14 protein-coding genes and 1 rRNA gene are annotated in these 21,788 nt (G+C 74.4%); 11 read left to right on the forward strand and 4 right to left on the reverse strand.

The features are described from left to right. Positions 1–344: 344 nt before the first annotated feature. The gene (locus tag G4G93_RS22800; RefSeq protein WP_165087423.1) at positions 345–1,208 is read left to right on the forward strand and encodes a S49 family peptidase; all 864 of its coding nucleotides are present in this window, start codon (positions 345–347) and stop codon (positions 1,206–1,208) included. A 7-nt stretch (positions 1,209–1,215) separates the two neighbouring features. Here the strand turns inward: G4G93_RS22800 and G4G93_RS22805 are convergent, their stop codons facing one another. The 3 genes from G4G93_RS22805 to G4G93_RS22815 form a co-directional block, all read right to left on the reverse strand. Beyond that, complete coding sequence (locus G4G93_RS22805; RefSeq protein ID WP_165087425.1) at positions 1,216–1,593, reverse strand: hypothetical protein; 378 nt, start codon at positions 1,591–1,593, stop codon at positions 1,216–1,218. A 305-nt stretch (positions 1,594–1,898) separates the two neighbouring features. Then, positions 1,899–2,540 carry a L,D-transpeptidase gene (locus G4G93_RS22810; RefSeq protein WP_165087427.1) on the reverse strand — a complete coding sequence of 214 codons (642 nt, stop codon included), beginning with the start codon at positions 2,538–2,540 and terminating at the stop codon, positions 1,899–1,901. A 109-nt stretch (positions 2,541–2,649) separates the two neighbouring features. Continuing rightward, a complete protein-coding gene (locus tag G4G93_RS22815) occupies positions 2,650–4,737 on the reverse strand; it encodes a prolyl oligopeptidase family protein (protein ID WP_165087428.1) in 2,088 nt (695 codons plus the stop codon). A gap of 190 nt (positions 4,738–4,927) precedes the next feature. Here G4G93_RS22815 and G4G93_RS22820 point away from each other — a divergent pair, with 190 nt between their 5' ends. Next, positions 4,928–6,073, forward strand: coding sequence for a ceramide glucosyltransferase (locus G4G93_RS22820; protein ID WP_165087430.1), 1,146 nt, complete (start codon positions 4,928–4,930; stop codon positions 6,071–6,073). Between the two features lie 417 nt (positions 6,074–6,490). Here the strand turns inward: G4G93_RS22820 and G4G93_RS22825 are convergent, their stop codons facing one another. Beyond that, positions 6,491–6,901 (reverse strand): PilZ domain-containing protein, encoded by a 411-nt coding sequence (locus G4G93_RS22825; RefSeq protein ID WP_165087432.1) that lies wholly within the window; start codon positions 6,899–6,901, stop codon positions 6,491–6,493. 183 nt (positions 6,902–7,084) lie between these two features. Between G4G93_RS22825 and G4G93_RS22830 the strand changes: the two genes are divergently transcribed. The 9 genes from G4G93_RS22830 to G4G93_RS22870 form a co-directional block, all read left to right on the forward strand. Beyond that, a complete protein-coding gene (locus G4G93_RS22830) occupies positions 7,085–9,781 on the forward strand; it encodes an ATP-binding protein (RefSeq protein WP_165087433.1) in 2,697 nt (898 codons plus the stop codon). Positions 9,782–10,191: 410 nt separating this feature from the next. Next, positions 10,192–10,962, forward strand: a complete 771-nt coding sequence (bcsS, locus tag G4G93_RS22835; protein WP_165087435.1) for a cellulose biosynthesis protein BcsS — start codon at positions 10,192–10,194, stop codon at positions 10,960–10,962. Further along, complete coding sequence (gene bcsA, locus G4G93_RS22840) at positions 10,963–13,641, forward strand: UDP-forming cellulose synthase catalytic subunit (RefSeq protein WP_165087437.1); 2,679 nt, start codon at positions 10,963–10,965, stop codon at positions 13,639–13,641. A gap of 12 nt (positions 13,642–13,653) precedes the next feature. Next, the gene (locus G4G93_RS22845; RefSeq protein ID WP_165087439.1) at positions 13,654–15,954 is read left to right on the forward strand and encodes a cellulose biosynthesis cyclic di-GMP-binding regulatory protein BcsB; all 2,301 of its coding nucleotides are present in this window, start codon (positions 13,654–13,656) and stop codon (positions 15,952–15,954) included. Beyond that, positions 15,951–17,015 carry a glycosyl hydrolase family 8 gene (locus G4G93_RS22850; RefSeq protein WP_165087441.1) on the forward strand — a complete coding sequence of 355 codons (1,065 nt, stop codon included), beginning with the start codon at positions 15,951–15,953 and terminating at the stop codon, positions 17,013–17,015. The genes G4G93_RS22845 and G4G93_RS22850 overlap by 4 nt, the downstream gene beginning before the upstream one ends. After that, positions 17,000–18,784 (forward strand): hypothetical protein, encoded by a 1,785-nt coding sequence (locus tag G4G93_RS22855; RefSeq protein WP_165087442.1) that lies wholly within the window; start codon positions 17,000–17,002, stop codon positions 18,782–18,784. Before G4G93_RS22850 ends, G4G93_RS22855 begins: the two co-directional genes overlap by 16 nt. Next, complete coding sequence (gene bcsN / locus G4G93_RS22860; RefSeq protein WP_165087444.1) at positions 18,781–19,803, forward strand: cellulose biosynthesis protein BcsN; 1,023 nt, start codon at positions 18,781–18,783, stop codon at positions 19,801–19,803. Before G4G93_RS22855 ends, bcsN begins: the two co-directional genes overlap by 4 nt. Positions 19,804–19,832: 29 nt before the next feature. Further along, positions 19,833–21,179, forward strand: a complete 1,347-nt coding sequence (locus tag G4G93_RS22865; protein ID WP_165087446.1) for a response regulator — start codon at positions 19,833–19,835, stop codon at positions 21,177–21,179. 394 nt (positions 21,180–21,573) lie between these two features. Then, a 16S ribosomal RNA gene (locus G4G93_RS22870) occupies positions 21,574–21,788 on the forward strand; the annotation flags it as partial.

Below are 21,788 nucleotides of genomic sequence, written 5' to 3' on the forward strand. Positions count from 1 at the left end.
CGCCGGGACGCCCGCCGGACGACCCAGGGGCGCTGGCGGATGATCTAGACGCGGACTGCCCCGCTTCAATCGTCGGACACGAAAAACGTCGCGTCATCTTCCAGCTTCGAGGAAAAACTCGCGTCCGGGTCCCGTCTCCGTATCGAGCCGGCGGGCCGGCTCCCCGCCGGGGCCGCGGTGCCCGGGCTCGCTCGCCCCGGGTCAGCTTGCCGACGTCCCTTGCCGACGTCCCTTGCCGGGATCACTTGCCGGGTCCGCGACGCCCGTCTACCTGTCGGGGCCGGCCTCGGGCCTCGGCCGTAGGACCCGGCTGCAGACCCGGCCATCGGAGACCCCGCCCCGCCATGCCGTTCCGGCCCCTCGCCGCCCTGCGCGCTGTCCTGCCCGAGCGTTGGGCCCGCCGTCACCCGGTCGTGCCGGTCGTCCGCCTGAGCGGCGCCATCGGGGCGGTCTCGCCGCTGCGGGCCGGCCTCTCCCTCGGCACCTGCGCGCCGGCCCTGGAGCGGGCGTTCGGCATGAAGGGGATCCGGGCGGTGGCGCTCGTCGTCAACTCGCCGGGCGGCTCGGCGGCACAGTCGCACCTGATCTTCCGCCGCATCCGGGCGCTCGCCGCCGAGGCCGGGGTGCCGGTCCTCGCCTTCGTGGAGGATGTCGCCGCGTCGGGCGGCTACATGATCGCCTGCGCGGCCGACGAGATCCACTGCGACCCGTCCTCCCTCGTCGGCTCGATCGGGGTCGTGTCGGCGGGGTTCGGCTTCACCGGGCTGATCGAGCGCCTCGGCGTCGAGCGCCGGGTCCACACCGCCGGCAAGGCCAAGGCGATGCTCGACCCGTTCCGGCCCGAGAACCCGGACGACGTCGCCCGGCTCAAGGCCATCCAGGCCGACGTGCAGGCGATGTTCACGGACCTCGTCCGCAGCCGCCGGCCCGCCCTCAAGGGCGATCCCGACGATCTCTTCTCCGGCGCGGTCTGGACCGGCCGCCAGGGCCTGGCGCTCGGCCTCGTCGACGGCCACGGCGACGTCCGCTCGGTCCTGCGCGCCCGCTTCGGCGATAAGGTCAAGCTCACGCTCGTCGAGCCCGTCCGCGGCGGCCTCCTCGCCCGGCTGCTGCGCCGGCGCGAGCCGGGCGCGGTCGGGATCGCGGCGATCGAGGGCGCGCTGGCGGTCCTCGACGAGCGCGCCGCCTTCGCCCGCTACGGGTTGTAGCGCCGCTTCACGGCGCGGCCCCGTCCCGCAGGCTCGCCGGCAGCTGGGTCAGGCACAGGATCTGGTCCTGGCGCTCGTAGGTCTCGCGCTCGCGGATCGCCCGCTCGACCTCCTCGGTGCCGGCGCTGGAATAGCGCAGCCCGAACGGGATCGAGCCGTCCTTCGGGTAGGTGGCGAGCTTGCGCCGCGTCTCGGCCCGGCAATAGGCAGCCCAGTCCGGCGACAGGCCGAGCCGGCGGGCATACTCCGCCACCGCGATCCCGACCCGCCTCTGCGCCTCGCGCTCGGTCCGGGCGAGCGCCCGGTCGTCGAGGCCGTTGATCAGCCCGCTGACGACGAAGCCGAGGGCCACCGCGATGCTCATCAGGACGAACAGGCTGCGCATGCGGGGGGCCTGCTCCCTCGTGAGGCGGCGTGGGCGGTAGGTGTCGCGCGGGGTGGGGTTCGGCAAGGCGGGGTGGGCCAGCGCGTCCGATCGTTTCGCCGTCTCCGATGCCGATAACCCCTCCACGTCATTCGGGGGCCGCGCAGCGGAGCCCGGAATCCAGAACCGCGGATGGTGCAGGACAATGCGGCGAGCGTTCCGCTTCGTTCCTCACCACCGGCGGTTCCGGATTCCGGGCTCTCGCCTTCGGCGAGCCCCGGAATGACGCGGAGGGTTTTACATCGGCCCGAGCAAAGCCATTGTTCTCAATACGGTGACCCATACGAATAATACGTCCCGCCGTAAGGCGACGGATAGGTCGCCCCGACCGGCCGCCAGCCGTCGTCGCCCCATGGGTCGGAGCCGCGGCCGCGGGCCGCGCGGACGACCGGGGTGAAGCCGTCCCGGTCGAGCCGCTCCCGGCGCGCCCGCGCCTCCCGCCGCGGCGCGGCGCGGCCGGCGATCGCGGTCTCGTCGCCGCCGATCACCACGCGGGTGTTGCCCATGCCCTCGGCCCTGACGAGGGCGTAGAGCATAGCGGCCTTGCCCGGGGCGAGGCGCACGCAGCCGTGCGAGGCGGGGGTGCCGAGGCGGCCGGTATGGGAGCTGCCGTGGATGGCGTGGCCGCGGCCGGTGAAGAAGATCGCGTGCGGCATCGGCGCGTCGTCCCACTCGCGCGAGCGGTAATCGACCGCCATGCGCGAGGGCGAGAAGGCGCCGCGGGGCGTGCTGTAGCCGGCCATGCCGGTCGAGACCGGCCAGTCGTAGAGCGTCTGGCCGTCGCGCGTCACGGTCATCCGCTGGGTGGTCTTGTCGACCCGGATCAGGATCCCGGCCCGCGCCTCGTTGGCCCCGACACCGGCCCCCGCCACGCAGAGGGCGACGAGGAGTGCTGTTGCGGCGCGCATCGTGGAGAATTCCTTATCCGGCTGGACGCGGAGGCATTATGCCACGCTTGAATGCCGGAAAGACGTGCGCGCCGCGTCAAGGTTCCCGGGTTTTACTGTGCAGAAACCTTTATGTGCCGGCCACCTCCGGCTCCCAGCCGATCGCCCGGCGCAGGAAGGCGGCGCCGAGGGCCGCGAAGGCGGCGGTCTCGGCGCTGGTCTTGCCATGCGAGTGGCCGCCGGCCTCGGGCTCGTAGAAGCGGGCGTCGTAGCCGAGCGCCTGGAGCTTGGCCGCCATCTTGCGGGCGTGGCCCGGATGCACCCGGTCGTCGCGCCGGGTGGTGGCGATCAGGATCGGCGGGTAGGGCTTGCCGGCTTCCGCGACGTGGTAGGCCGAGATGTGCTGCAGGAAGGCCCAGTCCTCCGGCTTGTCCGGGTCGCCGTACTCGGCGATCCAGCTCGCGCCGGCGAGCAGCTTGGTGTAGCGGCGCATGTCGATCAGCGGCACGGTGCAGAACAGCGCCCCGAAGCGCTCGGGGTAGCGCGTCAGCATGTTGGCGATGAGGAGTCCGCCATTCGAGCCGCCCTCGGCGGCGATGCGGCCGGGCCGGGTCACGCCGCGGCGCACCAGGTCGGCGGCCACCGCCGCGAAGTCGTCGTGGGTCAGCGCCTTGCCCGCGCGCCGGCCGGCCTCGTGCCAGCGGGTGCCGAACTCGCCGCCGCCGCGGATGTTGGCCACCACCCGGGTGCCGCCCTTGGCGAGCCAGAGCCGGCCGAGCACCGCCGAGTAGCCGGCGAGGTTCGTCACCTGGAAGCCGCCATACCCCGAGAGGTGCACCGGCGCCTCGCCGGTCTCCCCCGGCGGGCCGGCCTGGACGTAGGGGATGCGCTCGCCGTCGCTCGACACGGCCTCGTGCCGGGTCACCACCAGCCCGTCGGCCTCGAACAGGGACGGGGCCTGCTTCAGCAGGGTCGGGGCGGCGAGGTCCGGGTTCGTCGCCAGCAGGGTCGAGGGGGTGACGGGGTCGTTCGCCGCCACCAGGAGGTCGCCGTTCGATTCCTCCTCCTCGCCGTCCATCGACCAGACGCTGACCACGCCGAGCTCCGGCAGGCCGGCGACCCGGCTCTCGGTCCAGCCGGACCCGGCGGGGGTGAAGACCGGGAACGTCGCCTTCAGGTCGTCGAGGACCGAGATCACCAGCCGCCCGCCGGTCCAGAAGAAGCCCTGCAGCGCCCGGCGCGGGCCGGGGGTGAACAGAACCTGGAAACCCCTGTCCCCCGCCAGGAAGGCATCGAGCCCGATGCCGAGCACGCTGTCGGCCGGATGGGTCGTCCCGCCGACCTCCCAGGGCGTCCGGGTGCGGATGGCGAGGAAGCCGCGATGCCAGTGGGCGTCGGCATCGGTCGGGATGTCGAGCCGGGTCTTCGGCCCGGTGCGGTCGCCGAGATCGATCGTGCCGTCGAAGAAGCCGGTGCGCTCGGCGAAGACCAGGCGCTCCGGATGCGCCTCCCGGTCCGGATAGCCGTAGGCGACCATGCTGGTCGGGCCGGCCGAGAAGATCACCGGGGCTTCGAGCGGGTCGGTGCCGCGCCGCCACAGCCGCACGGTGCGGGCGTAGCCCGACGGCGTCGCGTGCTCGGGCCCGCCGAGGGGGGAGGCGAGGAGCAGCGTGTCGGGATCGAGCCAGACCGGGATGCTCTTCGCTTCCGGCAGGGTGAAACCGCCCTCGACGAAGCGGCGCTCGGCGAGGTCGAACTCGCGCACCACCGTGGCGTCGCCGCCGCCGCGGGAGAGCTGGACCAGGGCCCGGGCGTGGCTGCCCGGCAGGCTGGCGGCGCCGCTCCACACCCAGTCCTCGCCCTCGTCGCGGGCCAGAGCGTCGAGATCGAGGAGCACGTCCCAGGCCGGCTCGGCCTTGGCGTACTCGTCTTGCGTGGTGCGCCGCCACAGGCCGCGGGGATGCCCGGCATCCTGCCACAGGTTGTAGAACAGGCCGCCGCGCCGGGTCACGCCCGGGATCTTGTCCGGCCGGTCGAGGGCGGCCTTCAGCCCGTCGCGGTCCGCGGCGGTGCGGCCGTCGGCATAGGCCGCCAGCGTGTCGGCGTTCTGCGCCTCGACCCAGGCGAGCGCCCGCTCGCCGTCGATCTCCTCGAGCCAGAGATGGGGATCGTCGTCGGGGGCCTGGAGGGTCGGGCGGGGATCGGGGGTCAGCGGCATGCCTGGCTCGTCGGTTCGCGGTGTCTCGAAGATCTAGCTTGAAGATCTAGCTTGGCCTGGGGCCGGGTCCAGGGTTGATGCCGGAGGGGAACACCGGGCGCGGGCGTGCAGCGTCGTCATACGGTTGCAACAGCCCGCCTGTTTGAGGGGAGGACAGGGCGCGGGTCGGCACCGGCCCGGGAGGACCCGCATGACCGGTACCGGCATCGCCGCCATCATCTGCCTCGCCCTCACGCTGATCAACCTCGCGAGCCTCGCCATCGCGCTGCGCCGCCTCGGCCGGCCGGATCCCGAGCCGGCGGGAGGCGCGGAGGGGCCGGTCACGATCGTGCGGCCGGTCTGCGGCCTCGAGACCTACAGCGAGGAGACCCTGCTCTCCGGCTTCCGCCTCGCCTATCCGGCCTACGAGCTGATCTTCTGCGTCGCCCGCGCCACCGATCCGATCGTGCCGCTCGTCGAGCGGCTGATCGCCGGTCACCCCTGCGTGCCGGCCCGGCTGGTCGTCGGCGACGAGCGGGTGAGCGACAACCCGAAGCTCAACAACTGCATCCGCGGCTGGGAGGCGGCGCGGCACGACTGGATCGTGCTGGCCGATTCGAACGTGCTGATGCCGCCCGACTACATCCAGCGCCTGCGCGCCGCCTGGCGGCCGGATACCGGCCTCGTCTGCTCGACGCCGGTCGGGACGCGGCCCGGCAGCGTCTGGGCCGAGATCGAGTGCGCCTTCCTCAACACCCTCCAGGCCCGCTGGCAATATGTCGGCGAGGCGCTGGGCCTCGGCTTCGCGCAGGGCAAGAGCATGCTCTGGCACCGCCCCATGCTGGAGGCGAAGGGCGGCATCCGGGCCCTCGGCGCCGAGATCGCCGAGGATGCGGCGGCGACGAAGCTCGTGCGGGCGATGGGCCGGCAGGTCCACCTCGTCGCCTCGCCCTTCGCCCAGCCCCTCGGCCCCCGGCGCGCCGCCGAGGTGTGGTCGCGCCAGCTGCGCTGGGCACGGCTGCGCCGGGTCACCTTCCCGCTGTTCTTCGCCCCCGAGATCGGCACCGGCGCGGTGATCCCGATGCTGGCGGCCTATCCCGCGGCGGGCGGCGGCCTGTCCGGCCTCGCGGCGATGCTCGGGACCGGCACCGTCTGGTACGGCGCCGAATGGCGGCTCGCCGCCCGCAACGGCTGGCCGCGGTCCTGGCGCTGGCCGCTCGTCTGCCTCGCCCGCGACCTCCTGTTCGTGCCGATCTGGCTCGCCGCCTGGGTCGCCCGCGACATCGTCTGGCGCGGCAACGCCATGGACATCCGCACCAAGCCCGCCCGCCTCGGCACCGACGCCTCGGCGGCGTGAGGCGCTTGACGCCGGACGCCGGCGGGATCACCCTTTCTCCCGTCTTCCCGCCCCGGCGGGGAGGCGAGAACGGAGGGAGGTCATGACGCCACCCATGAGACGGGCCGCGACGATCGCCCCGGCAGCCGTTCGGGCCGAGGCGTAGCGGCAGATTTCACGGATGACGGGTGGAGGCGGCCCCATGGGGCGGCGAAGCCACGCGATGCGTGCGCCTTCCGGTGACCGGTGAGCCCCGATCTCGGTCGCTTCCGCCTGGTGAGGCGCTGGCGCGGCATGGGAGGCCGCGAAGGCATCCCGGGGCCGCGCGGCGGAACCCGTGACGCAGAGTTGTCGCTCCCCGCCTGCCGCATGGCGTGTCCGGAATCGGTCGAGCGAAACGGGCAGGCGTCCGAGCCGTGGGCCCCCCGGCGACCCCCTTTACGAAGCCGGTACCGTCCAGATCCGGGTCAGCCGGGCGAGCCGCACCAGGGCGCTCTGGAACCGCTCGGACGTGTCCTCGACCCGGACGTGGATTCCGAGCGCGCTCAGGCTGACCACGCGGGCCTCGACCTCGCCGATCGAGGCCGCCTCGATCCGGATCGGGGCGCCGGGCAGGAGCGCGGCCGTCGCCACCGGGGCCAGCAGCAGGCCGCCGCGGCTCAGGTTCAGGATCTCGGTGCGATGGCTCCGGCCGCCATGGTTCAGCCGCGCCGACAGGGTGACCGGGAAGCGCCGGTCGCGACGCCGCTCGGCGCCGTCCCGCGTGGATGCGCTCCTTGCCCCAGCGACGAGCGCCGCCGACGCTGGGGAAGCCGGACCGGTCTGTGGCGTGCGGGGCGTGGCGCTCATGCCGGTTTTGGTCGCAGATAGAGGTTAAGTCTCGTTTAATGATTGTTGGTTAACCATGATCTGACAATTTTCTGCTCTCCCCGGGGGCCGGGTCCGGCATGACGATGGGTTGCGAGACGAGGCTGCATCCGGACACCCTCCGGGGGCGGGGGAGCATGGCCCGCGGCCGCGGGGGGCAGCGCCGTGGCGCGTGAGGCGGGTTCCGGCTGGCGCACCGCCCTGGCCCGGCTGTTCGGCGGCGGCCGGGCCGGGCGGCTCCTCGCCGCCTGCCCCGACCTCGTCGCCGAGATCGATCGCGCCGGACGGCTCGTCCAGGCCTCGCCGGCCAGCCGCGTCCTGACCGGCCGTCCGCCCGATACCCTGGCGGGCCTGGCCCTCGCCGATCTCGTCCATCCCGAGGATCGCGCCGGCCTCGCGGCGCTCGTCGCCGGCGGCGGCGCCCTGATGCACCGCCTCGCCCACGCCGATGGGCGCTGGATCTGGGTCGAGACCCGGGTCTCGGGCCCGGACGCGCTGCCCCGCGTCGCGACGATCCGCGACGCCGCGTCGCGCCGGGACACCGAGGCCTCGCTGCGGGCGAGCCGGGCGCATTACCGTGCGCTCGCCGACACGCTGCCCCAGCTCGTCTGGATGGAGCGCACCGGGACCGGCGAGACCGTCTACGCCAACCCGGCCTTCGCGCGCTATTTCGGCGAGATCGGTCCCGGCCGGACGGCGCGGGAGGAGCGCTACCACCCGGACGACCGGCTGCGGATCGCCGCGGCGCTGGCGCAGGGCGGGAACGGCGAGGTGCAAGGGCGCCTGCGCGACCGCGACGGCGCCTATCGCTGGCACCAGCTCTCGTTCCAGCCCCTGCGCAAGGACGACGCGCTTCTCGGCTGGCTCGGCTCGGCCCTCGACATCGACGAGATCCTGGCCGCCCGCAAGGCCCTGGAGGAGACCGGCGACCTGCTGAGGCTCGCCCAGGAGGCCGCCGGCGCCGGCCTGTTCGACCTCGACCTCGTCACCCGCGAGGTCACCCTGGCCCCCGAGAGCGCCCGGCTGCACGGCCTGCCCGGCGACCGGCCGGCGGTGATCGCCCTGGGCGCCTGGCTGCGGCGGCTGGCGCCGCAGGACCGCAAGCCGGCGCTCAAGGCCCTGCGCGGCGCGGTGGCCGGGGAAGGGACTTTCGACATCGCCTTCCGGGTCGTGGTGCCGGGCGGGATGCGCTGGATCCAGGCGATCGGCCGGCTCGGCCGCGACCCCGACGGCCGAGCCCTGCGGGTGACCGGCCTCAACCTCGACATCTCGGCCCGCAAGGATGCCGAGGCCGGGCTCGTCGCCGCCAAGGCCGCCGCCGAGCGAGCGAACGCCGCGAAGACCGACTTCCTCTCGGCGATGAGCCACGAGATCCGCACGCCGCTGAACGCCGTGATCGGCTTCACCGGCCTGCTGGCGCAGGCGGACGGGCTGGAGCCGGAGCTGACGCGCTACGCCTCCCTTGCCCGCGCCTCGGCGGGCGGCCTGCTGACGCTCGTCAACGACATCCTCGACTTCTCCTCGGTCGAGGCCGGGGCCGTTTCCTTACGCCGCGACCCCTTCGCGATCGAGGCCCTGGCCGAGGCCTGCCTCGGCGTGGTCGGGGGCGCGGCCGCCGAGAAGAGCCTGGCGGTGACGAGCGCGATCGACGCCAGCCTGCCGCGCCGCCTCGTCGGCGACGAGGCGCGCCTGCGCCAGATCCTCATCAACCTCCTCAACAACGCCGTGAAGTTCACCCCCCGCGGCGGCGTCGCCCTGTCCCTGCGCCACGAGGGCAGCGGCCCGGGCGGCGAGCGCATCCGCTTCTCCGTCGCCGATACCGGCATCGGCATCCCGGCCGACAAGCAGGGGCGGCTGTTCGAGCGCTTCTCCCAGGTCGACAGCTCGATCCGCCGCGATTACGGCGGCACCGGCCTCGGCCTGGCGATCAGCCGCCGCCTCGTCGAGGCGATGGCGGGCGAGATCGGGATGATCTCGGAGGCCGGCCGCGGCTCGACCTTCTGGTTCACCCTGACCCTGCCCCGGGCCGAGGACCAGGCGGCCTCCGAGCCCCGTGCCGCCGCCGTGCCTGCCCGACCCGGCCGCATCCTCCTCGTCGAGGATATCGAGGTGAACCGGGAACTCGCCTGCCTGATGCTGCGCAGGGCCGGCCATCACGTCGACGTCGCCGTCGACGGGTTCCAGGCGGTGCGGGCGGTCGAGGCCGGCGCCTACGACCTCGTGCTGATGGACGTGCAGATGCCGGGCCTCGACGGCCCGATGGCGACCCGGCTGATCCGCTGCCTGCCCGGCGCGGCGGCGCGGGTGCCTGTGATCGCCATGACCGCCAACGTGCTGCCCGACCAGGTGCAGTCCTTCCGCGAGGCCGGGATGGACGACCATCTCGGCAAGCCGTTCACGCCCGCCGAGCTCTCCGCGATGCTCGCCCGCTGGCTCGACCGCACCCCGGCGGTGCCCGCTCCGGAGGATGAGCCCGCCGCCCTCGACCGGACGCTCTACGACGGGGTCCGCACGTTCCTGCCGGCGGAGGCCGTGCGGCGCCTGCTGGGCCACCTCGCCGACCAGGTCACCGGGGCGCTCGCCGGGGAGGGCAGGGACGCGGCCGACCGGGCGCGGCTGCGCTTCGAGGCGCACGGCCTCGTCTCGGCGGCAGGGATGCTCGGCTTCGCGGCGTTGTCCCGGGCCTGCGCCGAGCTGGAGACCTGCACCGAGGAGGAGGTCGCCCGCGACGCTTCCGCCTTCGCGATGGCGCTGGCCCGGGCCCGCGCCCGCTGCATCGCCGCAGCCTTCGAGACCCGGCGCCTGCGGGCCGAGCTGGAGGCCGACGCCGCCGCGCCGGCCGGCCTCGGCCTGACGGCCTAAGGCGCGTAGGCGGGGAGGGGGAGCGGGGGCGGATCGCGGGCCTGAGGTATTCGCGTTGCCGCGGATCGGTCTTCGTGTCGGACGACGCCTCCATTCCCAGGTCGGGCACGCGTCCCAATCCGGGGCGATCCCGGGCTCGCCCCGCAACGCGGCAAGCTGCGGGAGAGGGGATCCCGCGATCTCATGGAGCTTGGCGGGCGGACTTGGGGCGCGGCCCCCGCCTACCCCGCCGCAGCTGTGGATACGGGCTCCCGGCGGGCTTGACCGGCCTGATCCGGGGCTCCCGCGGGCCGAAATTATCCTGAACGTCGTAAGACTTCCGCACACGGGATGCGACCCGTTCCGGCAAGATCCGCTTAATCATCCGCGCCCGATCCTGCCGGTGTTGCAGGGTCTCGTGGCGTATCGACATGCACCGTAATTTCGCTCGTGCTGCGTTCCGGCGCGGTCCGATTCCGTGCGTCCCGGGGTCGGCCGTCCTGACGACGGCTCTCCTGACGACGGCTCTTCTGAGCCGCCCGGCGCTCGCGGCCGACTGGTACACGGGGGCCGAGCCCGCCGGCCCGCAGGATGCCTGGATCGTCTCGGTCGACACCTCGGCGACCGTCGGTGCGCAGGGCTCGCAATTCGCCGGCGCGACCGCCACCGCGGCGCCGGCGGGCAATCTCCTGACCAGCGGGCTGCGCCTGCGCGCCGACGCGGCGACCGGCTCGTACCGGGCCGGGACCGGGCTCGGCCAGCAGGCGGAGGCCGCGGCGATGATCGGCTACGGCTGGGTCTGGCCCGAGGCGGTGCTGTCGGCCTTCGTCGGCCTCAACGTCCGGCGCAACGAGGTGCCGGGGCTGGAGGCGAGCGTGCGCAACGCCGGCGGCCTGAAAGCGGCGCTCGACGTCTACGCCCGCCCGACCGAGGGCACGATGATCCACGCCACCGGCACCTATGCCAGCACCTTCAACGCCTATTACGGCCGGGTGCGCGGCGGCGTCGCGGTGATGGGCGGCTTTCTCGGGCCCGAGGTGACGCTGCTCGGCGACGACTATGACCGCCAGTGGCGCATCGGCGCGCATTGGAGCGCGTTCCAGTTCGGCGCGCTGCAGGTCGGCGTCGCCGCCGGGTACCTGCGCGACCAGACCCGCAAGGGCGGGCTCTACACCACCGTCGACATGCGGGCGGGGTTTTAGATGGGCGCCGCCTTCCGCTGGGCCGTCTGGGGCCTGTCTGCGCTCCTCACCGTCGGGCTCCTCGTCCAGCCGGTCGGCGCAGAGGCGCAGACCTGGCTGTGCGGCGCGGCCTGCGCCGGCATGGTGGCGCTGTGGCTCGTCTTCCCGCGAAGCGGCCTGCCCCGGCTCGCCTTCCTGGCGCTCGGGACGCTGGTGGTGATCCGCTACGTCTATTGGCGGCTCACCGGCACGCTGCCCTCCCTCGACGATCCGGTCGGCCTCGGCTTCGGCCTGCTCCTGCTCGGGGCGGAACTCTACTGCGTGCTGATCCTGGCGATCAGCCTCGTCGTCACCGCCGACCCGCTGGTGCGCGAGCAGGCGCCCCTGCCGGCCGAGCTGCCGGCCGTCGACGTTCTGGTCCCGAGCTACAACGAGCCGACCGCGATCCTCGCCGTGACCCTCGCGGCGGCGCTCAACCTCGACTACCCGGCCGACAGGCTGACCGTCTGGCTCCTCGACGACGGCGGCACCGACCAGAGATGCGCCGACCCGGACCCCGCGAAGGCCGCGGCGGCGCAGGGGCGCCGGGCCGAGTTGCAGGCGCTCTGCGCCGGGCTCGGCGCCCGCTACCTGACGCGCGCGCGCAACGCGCACGCCAAGGCCGGCAACCTCAACAACGGCCTGTCCGCCTCCCGGGCCGAGATCGTGCTGGTGCTCGACGCCGACCACGCGCCGTTCCGCTCGTTCCTCACCGAGACGGTCGGGCTGTTCTCGCAGGATCCGAAGCTGTTCCTGGTCCAGACCCCGCACGTCTTCATCAACCCCGACCCGATCGAGCGGAACCTGCGCACCTTCGCCCGGATGCCGTCCGAGAACGAGATGTTCTACGGCGTGACCCAGACCGGGCTCGACAAGTGGAACGGCTCGTTCTTCTGCGGCTCGGCGGCTCTCCTGCGCAGGCAGGCCCTCGACGACGTCGGCGGGTTCTCCGGCATCACCATCACGGAGGATTGCGAGACCGCCCTCGACCTGCACGGGCGCGGCTGGACCAGCGCCTACGTGGACAAGCCGCTGATCGCCGGCCTGCAGCCCGAGAGCCTGGCCGACTTCATCGTCCAGCGCTCGCGCTGGTGCCAGGGCATGATCCAGATCCTGATGCTCAAGAGCCCGCTGCTGAAGCCGGGTCTGCGGCCGATCCAGCGGCTCGCCTACCTGTCGAGCATGACGTTCTGGTTCTTTCCGATTCCGCGGCTCATCTTCATGCTGGCGCCGCTCCTGCACATCTTCTTCGACGTCAAGATCTTCGTCTCGTCGATGGACGAGGCACTGGCCTACACGGCGACCTACATGGTCGCCAATCTGATGATCCAGAACTACCTCTACGGCCATGTACGCTGGCCGCTGGTCTCCGAGCTGTACGAGTACGTCCAGGGCGTCTTCCTGGTGCGCTCGATCGTCTCGGTGATCGCCTCGCCCCGGCGGCCGAGCTTCTCGGTCACCGCCAAGGGCGTCAGCCTCGCGCACGACCATCTCTCGGCCCTCGCCTGGCCCTACTTCGCGATCTTCGCCGCGCTCGCCGCCGGCTGCGGCATGGCGGCCTGGCGCTACCTCTACGAGCCCGGCGTCACCAGCCTGATGCTCGTCGTCGGCCTGTGGTGCGCCTTCAACCTGGTGATCGCCGGCGTGGCCCTGGGCGTCGTGGCGGAACGGCGCCAGGACGAGCGCGTCCCGAGCCTGCCGGTCGGCCGGCCGGCCGAGGCCGCGATCGGCGCCGCGCGGATCCCGGTGATCGTCGAGCGGATGAGCCCCGAGGCCGCGACCCTGCGCCGGGCCGACGGGGCGCCGTTTCCCGCCATGCCGGCGGGCGGCAGCCTCCATGCCGAGGGCGGAGCGCCCTTGCGCTTTGCCCTGCAGGCGATCCCGGCACCGGACCGCTGCGTCGTCGCCCTCGCGCCGCTCGCCACCGCCGATTACCGCACCGTCGCCGGCCTGATCTACGGCGATGCCGGCGCCCTGCGCGACTTCCTCGGGCGTCGCCGGCGCCACCGCGACCTCGTCACCGGCAGCCTGCGCTTCCTCGCCTGGGGTCTCGTCGAGCCGGTGCGGGCCCTGTCCTATCTCGGCAAGGCCGCGACACCGCCCCTGCCGGCGCCGGACGCAGCGGCGGCGATGCCGGCCGGCCCCGCCGCACCGATCCCCGCCGCCGAGCCGGCGCCGCAGCGGATCCTCGCCGACGAGATCGCCCGGGAGAGCGCGGCGCCTGCACCGGCTCTCTCGGCGATCCCGGCGCCTGCTCCGGTGGTGGCGACGCCGGCGCCGGCGAGGAGCATCGACACCGCGCCAACCGTGCCGGCGATGCCTGCGCCGGTCGTCGCCCCGCTCGTCGCCGCCGCCGCGGCCTCCGCACCGGCGGCGCCCGTCCCCGACTCTCCGGTCGCCGAGGCGGCATGGCGGGCCGCCATCTCCGATCTCGTCGTCTCGGAACTCGCCGTCTCCGACCGGTCGGACGCCGCCGCACCCGTCGCCGAGGCGAGCGTGCCCGACGCGACGGTCTGGGCCGAGAGCATCCGGGCGCTCGCGGGCGCCGGTCCGGCTCCGGTCGCCGTCGCGCCGCCGCCCCGCGCGCCCATCGCCGAGCCCGCCCGCGACCTCGTCGCCGCGTTGCGCGATGCGCTCGCGGCTCCGCGCAACGCCGCTTGAGGGCCCTGCTCCATGCGCATCCTCGTCCCGGCGCTCGGCGCCGTCCTGGCCGGAACGCCCCTCATCGGAACCTCCGCTCCGGCCCAGACCTTTTCGGGTTTCGGGCCGACCCCGACGATGCTGCTGCCGGGCGCAGGCCCGGTCCGGCCGCCCGGCGCGCCGCCGGTTCCCGAAACACGGGCCGAGATCCGGGCCGAGGCCCGGGCACCTTCACCGCGCCGCCTGCCCGCCGTGGCGAGATCGCTGCGGCTCTGGGGCGAGACCGGCTCCGTGACCTGGCCGCTCTTCGTCACCGCCGCCGAGGCGCGGGCGGGCGGGCGGCTGCAGGTCGGCACCCTGTCGTCGATCTCGATCCTGCCGGAGAGTTCCAGCCTGAGGATCGGCCTCAACGGCGCCGAGATCGGCCGCGCGGCGATCGACGGCGCCCGCGGGCTGCGGCTCGAGACCGTGACGGTGCCTCCGGGCGCCCTGCGCCCCGGCTTCAACGCCCTGACGATCGCGGTCGACCAGCGCCACCGCGTCGATTGCACGGTGGCGGCGACCTACGAGCTCTGGACCCAGATCGATCCCGACACGACCGGCTTCCTCTCCTCCGCCGAGGGCGTGGCCAACCTCGCCGACCTCGCGGCCATCCGGCCCCGACCCGACGGCGCGGTGCCGATCCGCCTGATCCAGACCGGCGAACGCCTGTCCGAGCGCCGGGTCGAGGGCCTCATCGCCGGCGCCCAGGCACTCGCCCTCGCCGGGCGCTTCGCCAACCCCGCCGTCTCGTTCGTCCCGTCGCCGGAGGCCGGCGACGGAGTGGCGCTGGCCGTGGCGCCGGCGGCCGAGCTCGCCCGCAGCCTCGACATCGCGGCCCTCGGGCCGATCGCCGGACCGCGCCTCGCCCTGCTGCCGGCGGGGCCGGACCGCCGCCCGGTCGTCGTCGTCACCGGGGCGACCGAGACGGATGTGACCGCGGCGCTGGCGCAGCTCGACGCCCTCGCGGCGGCGGTTCCGCCGGGCACGCCGGACGGTCTGACGGCGTTGCGCGAGGCCGGCGGGCGCCGGATCCAGGGCGGCGAGAGCCTGACCCTCGCGGATCTCGGCCTGACGGACCAGGCGGTCACCGGCCGCACCCACCGCCTCACCCTCGATCTCGCCCTGCCGCACGACCTGATGGCAGCGGATTACGCCAAGCTCGCCCTCGACCTCGACGCGACCTACCCGGCCGGCCTCGCGCCGGGCGCGCAGGTCAGCCTGTCGATCAACGGCGAGGCGGCCGGCAGCGTCCCTCTCGGGCGCCCCGGCGGCGAGTCCCTGCGCCGGCGCACGGTGTTCCTGCCCCTGCGCCTCCTGCGCCCCGGCCTGAACCGGATCGAACTCCTCGCCGCGCTGCCCCGGGCCGGCGACCAGACCTGTGCCGCGCCGGCCGGCGAGCGCCTGCTGCTTCGCGCCAGCACCCGCCTGGCCATCCCCGACCTCGCCCGGATCGCCCGCCAGCCCGACCTCGCCGCCACGGCGGCGGCGGGCTTTCCCTACCGGGCGGGTGCGGACGGGCGCGCCCCGACCCTCGTCGTGCCGGCTCCCGACCGCGACACGATGGCCGCTGCCGCCACCCTGGCGACCCGCCTCGGCCTCGCGGCGGGGCGGACGATCCCGTTCGGCTTCGACGCCGGGCGCGTGGGCATCGTCGGGCCGACCCTGGTCGTGGCCGCCGCCCGCAGCCTCGACGCACCGCTGATGAAGGCCGCCGGCCTCGACCCGCAGGCCCTGCGCGACGTCTGGTCAAGGCGCGAGGAGCCTGTCGCGGACGAGGTTCCCGCGCGCGATGCGCCGGCGCCCGGACCGGGAGCGGCCGCCCGGCGCCGGCTCCTGCGCCTCGGCGCGCCTCCGGGCTGCCGCGGGCCGGCGACCCCGGACTCCCGTCCCGAGACGCTCGGCCTCCCCGAGGCCGCCCTCGCCCTCGCCCAGCAGGTGACCGGGCCGGCGCCGGACGACGTGCTCACCCTGGTCACCGCGCCGAATCCGGCGGCCTTGCGCGAGGCGGTCGGCTGCCTCGTCCAGCCCCTGGTCTGGAGCCGGCCCCGCGGCCGCCTCGCGCTCCTGGCACCCGACGGCGCAGCGGCGTCGCACCTGCCCGGGACGGCCCGCTACGTCGCGACGGCGCCGGCCTCGTTCGGCAACCTGCGCCGCGTCGCCGCCGGCTGGCTCTCCCTCAACGGCGGCGCCTACGCCCTGATGGCGCTCGCCTGCGCCGGCCTCCTCGCCGCCTCGACCCACCGGCTGGTGCGCAGCCTCGGCAGGAAAACTTCACCAGGGGCGACCTCATGAGGACCGCTCTCGTCCTCCTCGCCTGCCTCCTGGCCCTTCTCGGCCTCTGCACCGCCGCGACGGCCCAGGCTGCGCCGCTCGCCGACAACGAGGGCTGGCGCCTCTACAAGGCCCGGTTCGTCACCGAGCAGGGTCGGGTGGTCGATACCGGCAACAACGGCATCAGCCACAGCGAGGGCCAGGGCTACGGCATGCTGCTCAGCGTGCTCGCCGGCGACCGTGTCACCTTCGAGCGGATCTGGACCTGGACCCGCGCCAACCTGATGGTGCGCGACGACCAGCTCATCGCCTGGCGCTGGGAGCCCGACCGGCGCCCGGCCGTCGCCGACATGAACGACGCCGCCGACGGCGACCTCCTGGTCGCCTGGGCGCTGGCCGAGGCGGTGACCGCCTGGAACGACCCCTCGCACCGGATGGCCGGCCGGCGCATCGCGGTCGAGTTCGGGCGCAAGCTGATCCTGCCGCGGGCCGCCCACGGGCCGCTGCTGCTGCCGGCGGTGGCGGGCTTCTCCGCCGAGGACCGGCCCGACGGCCCGGTGGTCAACCTCTCCTACTGGATCTTCCCGGCCTTCGACCGGATGCCGCTCCTGGCACCGGAATTCGACTGGGCCGGGCTCGACCGCAGCGGCCGCCGGCTGGTCCGCGCCGCCCGCTTCGGGCCGTCGCGCCTGCCGAGCGAGTGGATCTCGCTCGCCGGCGCGCCCCGCCCCGCCGACGGCTTCGCGCCCGACTTCGCCTACAATTCGCTTCGCATCCCGCTCTACCTCGCCATGGCGGGGACGACCGAGGCCGACCTCTACGCGCCGTTCCTGGCCCTCTGGCCCCGGCCCGAAGCGGGCCTCGCCCTGGCCGAGACCGGCAGCGGCCGGGTCACCACGCGCCTCGCCGAGGCCGGCTACGGCGCGATTTCGGCGCTCGCGGCTTGCGCGGCGAAGGGCACCCCGTTCCCGCCCGGCCTCACCCGGGTGCGGGCCGAGAGCGAGCATTACTACCCGGCGACCCTGCAGCTCCTGGCGCTGGCCGCCCTCAAGACGAGGTATCCCGCATGCGCGCCGCGCTGATCCTCGCCCTCGGCCTCGCGCAGGCTCTGCCCGCCGCTGCGGCCGAGCGCCCCGACGAGACGGCCCTGCGCTACTACGCCTCGCAACGCCGGCCCGAGCGGGTGGCGGCGGAGGCCGAGCGCCTGGCCCGCCGCTCTCCGGGCTGGACGCCGCCCGCCGACCTCTGGACGGCCGAGCCGGGTGCGGAGGACGAGGAGGGGTTCTGGGACCTGCTCAAAGCCGGCCGCCTCGACGCCCTGCGCCAGGCGCTGGCCGACCGCGTCCGGGCCGAGCCCGGCTGGAAACCGTCGGGCGCCCTCGAAGGCGCCCTCGCCCGCCGGACCTTGCGCGACGAGGTGCGGATCCTGGGCAAGGCGGCCCGCTGGACCGATCTCACGATCCTGTTCGACCGGCGCCGGCCCGAGATCGAGGACGGCGAGGCGGAGGTGGCCTGGACCACGGCCGAGGCGCTCGCCCGCACCGACCGGGCGCCGGAGGCGGCCGCCCTGTTCGGTCTCGCCCTGGCCTCGCCGAAGGCCGGCGCCGACGAGCGCCGGGCCGGCCTCCTGCGGGCGCTGCCCCTGCTGCCGATGGCCGAGATCGATCGCCTCGCCGCCGGGATCCCGGCCGACGACCTCGCGCCGATCCGCATCGACCTGATCCGCGCACGCTTGGGCGCGGTCCTGCACGACGAGGCCGGCCAAGCGGTGCGGCCGGACGATCTCGCGGCCTTCCAGGCCTATGCCGAGGCGGCGCCCGATCCCGATCAGGCCGGCCTCGTGGCCTGGTACGCCTTCAAGCGCAGCGACCTGCCGGAGGCGCTCTCCTGGTTCAAGCGCGCCATCGCCCGCGGCGGCGACGCCATGGTGGCGCACGGCCTCGCCCACACCCTGCTGCGCCTCGGCCTGCGCCGCGAGGCCGAGGACGTCGCCTATGCCTGGCGCGAGCCGCTGGTGAACAATGCGCTCCTGTTCATCGACATCCTGGAGCGCGACCTGACGCAGGCCGTGCCGCCGGCGATCGAGCCTGAGCGCCTGCGCCGCTACGCCGAGGTCACCGCCGCCGCCGCTTCGGGGGAGGGCGCGCAGGCGCTGGCCTGGTACGCGACCAATACCTGCCAGTTCGACGCGGCCCTGGCCTGGTTCCGCCGCGCCGTGGCGTGGTTCCCCAAGGAGGCCACCGTCTACGGCTACGCCCTGGCCCTGCAGCGGGCCGGCCAGCAGCGCGCCTTCGTCGAGGTGGTCAACCGCTACGACGGGCTGTTTCCGCGGGTGGTCGACCTGCTCTTCTCGGCCAGATCCGTCCGGCCCTCACCCTGCGACGCGGCGCCGGCCCGGCCGTCCGAGCCCCCCGCCCGCACCGCCTTTCTCGACCTCGCGCCGAGGCCCGAGCCCCGCGGCCGGGTGCCCCAGCCCGACGCCCTCGCGGCGGCGCCGCTGGTGCGCCGCGGCGACTTCCCGCTGGCGGTGGCGATGGAGAACGACCTGCGCGCCGCCCCCGCCGGCAGCCCGCTCGGTTCTGCGGCGGTCCCGCCGTCGCGGGTCTCCGTCCGGGGGCCCACCACCGCGCGGCGCGTCCCCGGTGTCGGGCCGATGCCCTACGAGCGCTACGGCTTCGCGCTGCTCCCGGCCTGGACCGGCCAGACCGGGCCGAGCGTCCCGAGCGCCGCCGACCGTCCCGCCCCCCTGGGCACGCTGTGGTCGGCGATGCAGGCGGTCCCCGCCGATCCGCCGCCCCGGCCGGATATCGCCACCACCGGCGCCCTCGCGCCCGGAAGGACCCAGCCGTGATCCGCCCGCTCGCCCTCGCCGCCGCGACCCTTGCTCTCGCCGCCTGCACCGCGCCGGAGCGCGCCGCCGGGTCGCGCTTTACCAGCCTCGATGCCGCCTTGCCGGGCCAAGTTCGCGAAGCCCGGCGGCCGACCCCCGTCGCCGTCCTGCCGGGCTGGATCGGGCGGCCGGCCGCCTTGCGCGAGCGCGACGCGGCCGGCGGGTTCGAGCAGGCGATCACCCTCACGGCCGCCGGCCGCAGAGGCGGGCGCGACGACCTGATCCTCGTCTCGACCGCCCGGGACGCCTCCCTCGACGCCGTCCCCGGGGGGAAGCCGACCGAAGCCGGCATCCGCGCCGAGATCGCCGCCGCCTTCCCGGGGGTGGCGATGCAGGTCGTCACCCGCCCCTCGGCCAATCCTTACGGTCCCTACGGCCTCGCCATCGGCCGCGCCGGGGCGGCCCGCTGCCTCTATGCCTGGCAGTGGATCCCGGCGGCCCCGGTACCGGCAGAGGGGGCGCCGGCGCCCCTGTCTCTGCGCATCCGCCTGTGCCGGGACGACCTCACCTTCGAGGCGATGGCCGCGGCGGTGAGCCAGCTCCGCCTGGTGCCGCGCTTCTCCGGCGAGCCGGTCGTGGGATCGGCGACGGCCGGGGTCCCCCCGGTGCGCCACGCCCGGCCGACTCGCCAAGAATCTCGCCAAGAATCTCGCCAAGAACCTCGCCAAGAACCTCGCCAAGAACCTCGCCAAGAACCTCGCCAACAGTCCCGGCAAGAATATCGGCGAGACGGCCGTCAGTTCGTCCGCCCGGCGCCCGCGCGTGGCCCGGTCTCCGCGTCGGTCGCCCCCGAGCCGACGCTTTCCGGCCCGCGCTACCTCGGTGCGGAGGGGCTAGCCCCGTCCGGCCTGCCTGGCTCCATCCGCAACGTCCTCCTGGGCGCCGTCGACGCCTCCCCGCCGACGGCCGCGAACCTGCCCGCCGACGCTGCGATCCTGCCGCCCGAGGCGACCCGCGGCCCGGCCGCGCCGCGCCCGTGACCCTTCACCCCGACCGAACGGAGCCCCCGATGAGCCTGCGCCTTCTCGTGGTCGAGGACGATCCCGGCTTCCAGGACCTGGTCCGCGCCCTGTGCGAGCGCCGGGGCGACAGCGTCGACGTCGCCTCCGACGGCTTCCTCGGCCTGCGGCTCCTGAGCGAGCGCCGCCACGACGTGGTGATGATCGACTACCACCTGCCCGAGATGGACGGTTACGCGCTGGCGCGGCTGATGCGCGAGATCACCCGCCCGGAGGATCGGGTGCGGCTGGTCGGCGTGACCGCCGACCGGCACGGCCTCGCCTCCCGCCGCGGCGCCGATGCCCGCTTCGACGCCATCCTGGTCAAGCCCCTCGATCCGGCGGCGCTCTACGCCACCCTCGACCGGCTGACCCGGCCCGACTCCCCCAGCCCGGCACTCCCGCCACCGCGGGCTCCCGAGACCGGCGCCGACGCGGTCTGGCGCCGCTTCGGCCTGCCCGGGCGGCCCCGGGCCCTGATCTGCCCCAGCCCGGGCCCCGCCGAGGCGGCCGCTTTCGGCCAGGCCTTCGTGCCGGTGGAGCGCGCGGCGGAGGCCGACCTGATCCTGCTGAGCGGGGAGGCCGGCCTTCCGGCGCTCCGGGCCGCCCGGGCCGAGACGCCGCTGCGGCCGGTGCCGAGCGTCGATCTCACCGGCCGGCTCTCCGGCGCCTGCGACGTGACGTTCCGGGTCGCGGACCCCGCATCCTGGGCGATGGTGGCCGAAGCCTGCACCGGGTTCGCAGGACGCCGTGCCGCGCTCCGGAATCATCCCCAGCTGCCCGAGCCCGCCGCGCACCTCCTGGCACTCCTCCACGTCTCCGCCCGCGACCTGGCCCTGGCGGGCGGGGAGGGCGGTCACACCTACGAGACCGGTCTTGCCCCGGCCGCCGCGATGGCTGCAGTCTTGAGCCTCACCGAGGCGGGGGCGCTCGCCTGCGTGGCCACCGGCACCGGGGTGAGCGTGCGCCTGACCGAGCAGGGCGGCCGTGCGGCGATCGGTGAGGCGCTGACCGGGGCGTCCCGCCGACCCGTCGAACCGCCGCGACCGCCGGTCGTCGACCCGCGCAAGAGCGCAGAGCTGGCACGCCTGATCGGCGAGGGTGAGCTCGGCCGCCTGCGCCACCGCTTGATGACGCAGCTCTCCGGCGCCTTCGCGAGGGACGCCGACCTCGCCGCCCTGGCGCACGACGCCCACGTGGTCGTGGCGATGGCGGGCAGCCTCGGCTTCGAGGACCTGGCCGCCGCCTGCCGCGGGCTCGAGGCGGCCATCGCGGCCGGATCCGGTATCCAGGAGGCCGTGGCCGAGGTGCGCCGCGCCGCCGCCCAGGCGCGCAGCCACGGCGCGGCCGCCGCCTGAGGACGGCAGGGGAGGGGCGTTTTCGAAGCTGAGCCGGGAAAACGAGTGTTGACGGGCCGGGAAACGGGGCCTATACGACCACCCATCGGCGCCGGCCGCGACAGCGGACCGGGCGCTGAGCCATCTTCGAGACAGTCCGGGCTGGCGAGCCTGACCTTGGTCAGGCGCTGGTCCCGTCGTCGCCGATGATACCCCGGTTTTCAGCTGGGTCGCTCTTTGACAAGTTCATACGAGAAAGAGAAGCGTGGACGGCGTCGTCCCTGCGGATCCTGCCTCTGGGTGGGATCGTGAGTAGGATGATGCTGGTCTGACGCTTCGGTGCTCACACGATTGGTGGAAACGCCGATCGGTCGTGAGCCTCCGTTTTAGTTGTGATCAGCTTTGATCAGCTCTTCAACTTGAGAGTTTGATCCTGGCTCAGAGCGAACGCTGGCGGCAGGCTTAACACATGCAAGTCGAGCGGGCATCCTCGTGGTGTCAGCGGCAGACGGGTGAGTAACGCGTGGGAACGTGCCCTTCGGTTCGGAATAACTCAGGGAAACTTGAGCTAATACCGGATACGTGCGAGAGCAGAAAGGTTTATCTGCCGAAGGATCGGCCCGCGTCTGA

Origin of the sequence: Methylobacterium sp. DB0501 (assembly GCF_011043735.1) — a bacterium.
Lineage (GTDB): Bacteria > Pseudomonadota > Alphaproteobacteria > Rhizobiales > Beijerinckiaceae > Methylobacterium > Methylobacterium alsaeris.

What these genes read in the sequence shown, in the direction of transcription:
- G4G93_RS22800 (WP_165087423.1), top strand. Translation starts at nt 345, where the DNA reads ATGCCGTTCCGGCCCCTCGCCGCCCTGCGCGCTGTCCTGCCCGAGCGT.
- G4G93_RS22805 (WP_165087425.1), bottom strand. Translation starts at nt 1,593, where the DNA reads ATGCGCAGCCTGTTCGTCCTGATGAGCATCGCGGTGGCCCTCGGCTTC.
- G4G93_RS22810 (WP_165087427.1), bottom strand. Translation starts at nt 2,540, where the DNA reads ATGCGCGCCGCAACAGCACTCCTCGTCGCCCTCTGCGTGGCGGGGGCC.
- G4G93_RS22815 (WP_165087428.1), bottom strand. Translation starts at nt 4,737, where the DNA reads ATGCCGCTGACCCCCGATCCCCGCCCGACCCTCCAGGCCCCCGACGAC.
- G4G93_RS22820 (WP_165087430.1), top strand. Translation starts at nt 4,928, where the DNA reads ATGACCGGTACCGGCATCGCCGCCATCATCTGCCTCGCCCTCACGCTG.
- G4G93_RS22825 (WP_165087432.1), bottom strand. Translation starts at nt 6,901, where the DNA reads ATGAGCGCCACGCCCCGCACGCCACAGACCGGTCCGGCTTCCCCAGCG.
- bcsS (WP_165087435.1), top strand. Translation starts at nt 10,192, where the DNA reads ATGCACCGTAATTTCGCTCGTGCTGCGTTCCGGCGCGGTCCGATTCCG.
- bcsA (WP_165087437.1), top strand. Translation starts at nt 10,963, where the DNA reads ATGGGCGCCGCCTTCCGCTGGGCCGTCTGGGGCCTGTCTGCGCTCCTC.
- G4G93_RS22845 (WP_165087439.1), top strand. Translation starts at nt 13,654, where the DNA reads ATGCGCATCCTCGTCCCGGCGCTCGGCGCCGTCCTGGCCGGAACGCCC.
- G4G93_RS22850 (WP_165087441.1), top strand. Translation starts at nt 15,951, where the DNA reads ATGAGGACCGCTCTCGTCCTCCTCGCCTGCCTCCTGGCCCTTCTCGGC.
- G4G93_RS22855 (WP_165087442.1), top strand. Translation starts at nt 17,000, where the DNA reads ATGCGCGCCGCGCTGATCCTCGCCCTCGGCCTCGCGCAGGCTCTGCCC.
- G4G93_RS22865 (WP_165087446.1), top strand. Translation starts at nt 19,833, where the DNA reads ATGAGCCTGCGCCTTCTCGTGGTCGAGGACGATCCCGGCTTCCAGGAC.